At 42.6% G+C, this 6,340-nt stretch carries 6 protein-coding genes; 4 read left to right on the top strand and 2 right to left on the bottom strand.

The features are described from left to right. Window positions 1-618 precede the first annotated feature (618 nt). Window positions 619-981, bottom strand: a complete 363-nt coding sequence (locus tag V7K69_RS02555; protein WP_335031137.1) for a hypothetical protein — start codon at window positions 979-981, stop codon at window positions 619-621. A 605-nt stretch (window positions 982-1,586) separates the two neighbouring features. Here V7K69_RS02555 and V7K69_RS02550 point away from each other — a divergent pair. The 3 genes from V7K69_RS02550 to V7K69_RS02540 all read left to right on the top strand — a co-directional run bounded on the left by V7K69_RS02550 (window position 1,587) and on the right by V7K69_RS02540 (window position 4,206). Beyond that, a complete protein-coding gene (locus V7K69_RS02550; protein ID WP_335031135.1) occupies window positions 1,587-1,997 on the top strand; it encodes a hypothetical protein in 411 nt (136 codons plus the stop codon). A 302-nt stretch (window positions 1,998-2,299) separates the two neighbouring features. Further along, window positions 2,300-3,355, top strand: coding sequence for a DMT family transporter (locus V7K69_RS02545; RefSeq protein ID WP_335031133.1), 1,056 nt, complete (start codon window positions 2,300-2,302; stop codon window positions 3,353-3,355). Window positions 3,356-3,582: 227 nt separating this feature from the next. Beyond that, window positions 3,583-4,206, top strand: coding sequence for a DUF2996 domain-containing protein (locus tag V7K69_RS02540; protein WP_335031131.1), 624 nt, complete (start codon window positions 3,583-3,585; stop codon window positions 4,204-4,206). Between the two features lie 60 nt (window positions 4,207-4,266). Here the strand turns inward: V7K69_RS02540 and V7K69_RS02535 are convergent, their stop codons facing one another. Further along, entirely contained in the window at window positions 4,267-4,761 is a 495-nt protein-coding gene (locus V7K69_RS02535) for an NINE protein (RefSeq protein WP_163933070.1), read from the bottom strand. Window positions 4,762-5,211: 450 nt separating this feature from the next. Here V7K69_RS02535 and acsF point away from each other — a divergent pair, with 450 nt between their 5' ends. After that, the gene (gene acsF / locus V7K69_RS02530; protein WP_190934414.1) at window positions 5,212-6,288 is read left to right on the top strand and encodes a magnesium-protoporphyrin IX monomethyl ester (oxidative) cyclase; all 1,077 of its coding nucleotides are present in this window, start codon (window positions 5,212-5,214) and stop codon (window positions 6,286-6,288) included. Window positions 6,289-6,340: the final 52 nt, after the last annotated feature.

Raw genomic sequence — 6,340 nt, 5'->3', positions numbered from 1 at the left:
CTCAAAACTATATCTATCAACCTTTTCGCCTTTCTTTAAGTATTTTTATGTTTTGTTGAGAAAGATCCGGGTAATGGATAGCTTAATAAGGGGGGCTAGGGGGGATCGAATTCTATGCAGCTTCATAAAAAATTGGTATAAGGGATAGTATTCACAATCGGACGTTCAGTTAAAAAAATTGTAGATTGGGTGAAAAAAGCGCAACCCAAGAAAGCTATGAAAATGTTAGGTTTCGTTCCTCAGCCGAACCTAAATAACTTGCGAGAAATTTGGAAATTGCGATCGCTTTATACCTATACCTGCTCCCGAAGCAAAAATAAAAGAGATTGTCATAGCTAGTAAACTTTAATAGCATTAATACTGAAATAGGCTCACTCTTACATTAAAGAAAGAATTAGAAAATGGCTAAAGGGCAAAAGTAAAAATAAATTCCAATCTTCTTACCTTTGCCTTTTAACCTGATTCTGCAATAACTCTAACGCTTTTTTGCAGAGGAATCAATCATACTCTTTCTAAGTTTTAGACGCGAAATGGTTTGTTATTAGATATCGCAACCTAGATGTAATCAAATTGCTCCTCTGGTTTGAGCAAAATATTAATTAGAAAATAGATTTAGTATTACTTCACTTCGCTGGGTTCAAACTTTGTCACCTTACCTTTCTTAATCGCTACAATCACATCGTAGTGAGAACAATAAGCGAATGTGACATTATTAGCTTTGTTATAAAGGTTAACTACATGACCTGCACCGCCTACCTGGATACCGATTGGTTCCAAGTCAGCAAAAAAGAAACGACGTAGTTGATCGCCACTACCAATCTGACCCTTACTTTTAGTCAGCAAATCTAGTTTCTGCGCTATAGACAATTCTTCGGCTGCCGATGCCTGCACTAATGACGGATTGATCGCTTTTAATGGTACGTCCCAAACTGTGAAAAAACCAACCAAAGCAAAACTTGTAAGTAAGGGTGCGAGTTTCATTTGTGACTCTCTTTTCTGTTTTATCCTGAACATCCCAAGCATCTCAGGTGGGAGTGAGAACTTATTGAAACTAAGCCACTATTTTCATGAATTTATCCTTTGAGAAAATTTAGTTGATTCTCAGCACTTTCTCAGGCAATGATGGTAACTGGCATCACCGTGCCAAAACGGGAAAATTGTACTTTAAGGCTGAAAGTTTTTGTCTGTATGGATTTGGGCTATTATTTTTTTTGCTGGTGCAGAGTATATGCTCTACTCTGTACCATCTAAATGGAATTTACACGATTGTCTGTCGGCTCAACGCCATATCAATATATATACGCAGTAATTACACGTAATGGCTCTTTCGTTTAATGCGATCGCAGTTTTGATGTCGGAAAAATTCTATATAATTTTATCGTAAAGGGTGATTATACGGAAACTTTCTGTATAATAAATAGTTGGGCGGGGGAAAGGCAGTATATCAGCAGCAATTCTGAGAGATGGCGGCCTATGGTTCTTGTATAAGCGGTACTGGAACGTACTTTGTTGTTAAAACGCGATTCTTTCGCTCTCTTCAATGGAAGGGAGCTTCGTAACATTTGCATTTCAGCAGGGAGGTTCGTATGAAAAACTTTGTTCCAACAAGTATCGCATTGGCAGGTCTTGTGCTGCTTGCTGCGTCCGCAGCGCCCATACACGCGCAATGTGCCTCGCCGAAGTATGTTAGCGGAGTTTGGAAGGCGAATGATGGGGGCACATACCACCTTCATGCCATCGGCAGTACCATTTGGTGGGTCGGAATGAGCGGTGACGAAGGTCGTTCCTGGACGAATGCGTTCAAAGGTACGCGAAACGGCAATATCATTGATGGGGAGTGGGCCGACGTTCGCGGACAAGCGTGGGGGCATGGAACGCTCAAGCTACGGATCTCGGGTACAACTTTTATGGAGAAGATCGACGGCACTGGCAGCGGATTCGGCGGGATTCGTTGGGGCCGTGGCGGATGTAACGACACGCAAGGCAACCCGGGGTAGTGTGAAGGTAGCTGCAACCAGGGGCAAACTCAACAGTTTAGCTCTTGTTGGTTTAATCTGGGGCTGAATGCCAAAAAGTAGCCGCTTTTAATTGGACACTGTGCTAGGTGCTGTCAAAAACGAGTAGCTAAGATGCTTGCTGGGCAAAGCTTTCAGCCTTAGCGTACAATTTTCCCATTTAGGCACGGTGATGCCTAACTCAAAGTCACAGCATAATTTAAGTATTTTCTCAACAAAACCTCATCCTGAACTGCGTGACAGCAACTTATAATGAGCAATGCTTTTATTGCAGTCGTTTTATTGTGACTAGGCCCAAAAGACCACATCGCTTAATTCATAGAGTTTCAGGACAAACATATCTCTGGCTAGCAATGCTAATTTTTGCAGCATCTGGCGCAGTTACCCGAAGGCTAACAGAAATCGGTGCTGAACATTTTATTGGGGAGCGTAATCCGATTTCTTTATGTAATGTTTTATTTGTGGGAAACCTTTGCGCCTTGATACTTTTGATCCTCATCTATGGGCGACAGTGGAACAAAGCCACCTTGAAGCAACTCTCAAGTACGGATTGGGTCAGTTTAACAGCAGTAGCTATTTTATCGGGAGCGTTAGCCCCTGGCTTAATTTTCCAGGCACTTTCAATCACAGGGGTAAATAATGTCATCTTGGTAGGACGTTTGGAACCGCCTCTAACTATAGCTTTGTCAGTCTGGTTGTTGAGGGAACAGGTAAATATTTGGGAATTTATCGGAGCGATCGCAGCATTTGTTGGTGTTATCCTAACTATCATCCTTCAGCCTCCAACAGAAGCCATGACGAATATGGGAGGTTTCAGTTTAGGCATAGGGGAAGTTTTAGCAGCAGTAGGATCTATAGCTGGAAGCGCTTCTACAATTATTGGTAAGAAATATCTTTCACAGATCCCTTTGGGAATCTATAGCATCTTTCGGACTGGACTAGGAACCATAATCTTTTTCTTCATTGCTTTAGTCCTCTATGGCAAAGATCATTTTGCTGATGTCCTCTCACCGTTCTTATGGCAATGGATGTTTCTCTACGGTGGGTTAATTGTGGTGCTAGGCCAGTCTTTTTTGATTAAAGGCTTGAAAACTTCTACTGTATCTACGGCTTCCTTAATTGGCTCATTTGGCCCAATTGTGGGCATCTTAGCAGCCTATTTAATTTTGGGTGAAGCCCCTACCGTACCTCAATATATTGGCGGAAGCGTGATTTTAGTAGGCATATTTTTGAGCCAATTTGGAATTTGGCGTAAAAATTCTCGCATTGCGTCTGGCAAAGTGAGTTCGATTCCGGCACAGCAACAAGTAGAAACTGATATGGGATTCAAGGGGATTTGAATGAGGCGGAAGAATTTTAGATTTTGGATTTTGGATTGAACAATCTAAAATCTAAAATTGAAGGGGTAGAGAATAGAAAGGAAGAAAGCTTATACCCTATGCCTTTGCGTTATTTTTAACTGTACAGTTATTACTGCCTTGCTGCACTAGTATGTCAAAATAAAAATACCCGATACATCAAGGTGAGCGATCGCTCCCAAAGCTAGATTAAAGGATTGACCTGAGCAATGGCAGACCAAACCAATCACAATCAAGCGGGAGAAGTAGCTCCCAGCACTGTTGACAAGCAAGCTCCCACTGTGGCTGAAGAAAACGCTCCGAGTACAGACTCACCTGAAGCCACAGACCTTCCTACTGCCAACGCGCCAGATCCAAACGCTGCTAAACCAACTGCGACACCCCCCAAGCGAGAAAAACCCGCAGCAGCCGCAGAAGAAAAACCCGCAGCTAAAGCCGCCAAAAAAGAAAAAGCCCCATCTGTTGAAGACAAGCCATTTGTAGAGTTCATCGAGCAAGACTACTTGCCAGCTTTACAAAAAGCGATCGCTCAAAAAGGTGTGCAAGATTTACAGGTGTCTTTTGCCAAGCAGAAAGTGCCAATTACTGGCTTTGAATCTGCTGAAGAATGCTGGCAAATTATCGGCAGTTGGAAAGAAATTGGTTTGCGTCAGTTTAACCTGTATTTCCCCGAAGAAGATATTCAAGGGAAAAAGGGATTTTCCTGTAATGAAGGCAAAAAACCTAGCACTCTTGAGTCCTTCTTAATCGATGAGCGCAAAATTACCCTCGACTTGTTGGTATTTGGCTTAGTTCAGCGCTTGGACGGTCAAAAGTGGCTAGGTATAAATTAGTCATTGGTCATTGGTCATTGGTCATTGGTTTTTAACAAAGGACAAAGGACAAATGACAATTTAAAGTTCGTGGAAATGGTAGATAACGGCTCCAGTATTGGGGTCGTTATCTATTTTTACATAACCTGATTTGTACATCTCATTGAGAGTAGCTTCCACTTCTGCAAAGCTAGCTCCCGTGAACTTCACGCCTTGAGTGACAGTTAAAATACCACCCTTGTTTTCCGCCGCTTCAATCAGTTTAATCATTAGTTGGTTGCCTGTTGGAGGGTGGACTTGAGAGGCAACCACTGCTTGATTCAACGGTACTCCAAAGGGAGATACACCTGCTTTTAGTCTCAGCTTGTGTTCGTATTCGTCAACCATGCCAGGGATGAGAAGCAAATCCACAGTCTGCCCTATATAAAACAAACCAAAAGTACACAGCCACAGCAAACCCGTGCCTATCTTGCCATTGTATAAGCGGTGCAGTCCCCCTAATCCGAAAAATCCAACTGCACACAAGATGTAAGAGACAAGAAGTCGGTCTTTATGCTGATTGTTTTCAAGATTCATCTTGTTTTCAACCCTTTGGATTTGCTCTTGTTGTCTAAAATGGGTTTTCTATGTTGTAGTAGCAACTACAGAAAATTACTGAGAATATGGCGATTTAAAATACAAAAAATGCGTGCTATTGCACTTGATCAAAACCCTGCTAATCACCGAACTACGTTTATTTGACTACTAATCCGCGATTTTTGATTCCGTAAATATTGAATGATTGTTGCAACTCTTAATCTTTTACTTACAAATTTCTCACCCGCACCTTGGTAGACTGAACTTTATACAATTGGATTATTGTGGGCTGTTACGCCTTAACAGAGCATTACCCTTAGCTTTGTGGTGAGGCAGTCCTGTCTTCGGGGTTTCCCCCATGAGGAACTGCCGTTAGCGTAGCGGTAGCGACGTAGGAGCGTCACCCGAAGGGTCTACTTAAGATAATAAAGACGAAAGAGCAATCAAGACATGGTAGATTCCCTCAAAAAACCAGGCTTTGAAGAAATCCGGCCAGGGATTAAAGTCCCGGCAAAAGAAACCCTGTTAACACCTCGGTTTTATACTACCGATTTTGATGAAATGGCGCGGATGGATATCTCCGTCAATGAAGACGAGTTACAAGCCATTCTCGAAGAGTTCCGCACTGACTACAATCGCCATCACTTTGTTCGGGATGCGGAGTTTGACCAATCCTGGGATCATATTGACGGGGAAACTCGCAAATTGTTCGTTGAGTTTCTAGAACGTTCCTGTACAGCAGAGTTTTCGGGCTTTTTGCTATATAAAGAACTTGGCCGTCGCTTGAAAGGAAAAAGCCCCGTCTTGGCAGAGTGTTTTAACCTAATGTCACGGGATGAAGCACGTCACGCTGGCTTTTTGAACAAAGCTTTGTCGGACTTTAATCTGTCCCTAGATTTAGGGTTTTTGACTAAGAGTCGTAGTTATACCTTCTTTAAACCGAAATTCATCTTTTACGCTACTTATCTTTCTGAGAAGATCGGTTATTGGCGCTACATCACCATTTATCGCCATTTAGAAGCACATCCCGAAGACCGGGTTTATCCAATCTTCCGGTTCTTTGAAAACTGGTGTCAAGATGAAAACCGCCACGGCGATTTCTTTGATGCCATCATGAAATCCCAGCCACAAATATTGAATGATTGGAAAGCACGGCTGTGGAGTCGGTTCTTCCTGTTGTCGGTATTTGCGACAATGTATCTCAATGACATCCAACGCAAGGACTTTTATGCAACCCTGGGATTGGATGCACGAGAATACGACATTCATGTAATTCAGAAGACTAACGAAAACGCCGGTCGCGTGTTTCCGCTAATGCTGGATGTAGAAAATCCTGAGTTTTATCAGCGATTGGATACTTGTATCAGCAACAACGAGAAGCTGGGTGCGATCGCTAATTCCAACACTCCCAAATTCCTGCAATTCTTCCAAAAACTGCCACTTTACATCTCCAATGGCTGGCAGTTATTACGGCTGTACCTGATGAAACCCATTGATACTGTTTCTGCTCAAGGGGCAGTTCGTTAATTTATCACAGATTTGCGAAAGCTTTAGTGGTTCTGCTGATTGCAGAGCCACT

The sequence above is a fragment of the Nostoc sp. genome (assembly GCF_036917775.1).
Taxonomy (GTDB): Bacteria; Cyanobacteriota; Cyanobacteriia; order Cyanobacteriales; family Nostocaceae; genus Nostoc.
Note: the sequence above shows the minus strand (reverse complement) of the source record. Positions and strands in the feature narration are given on the sequence as shown.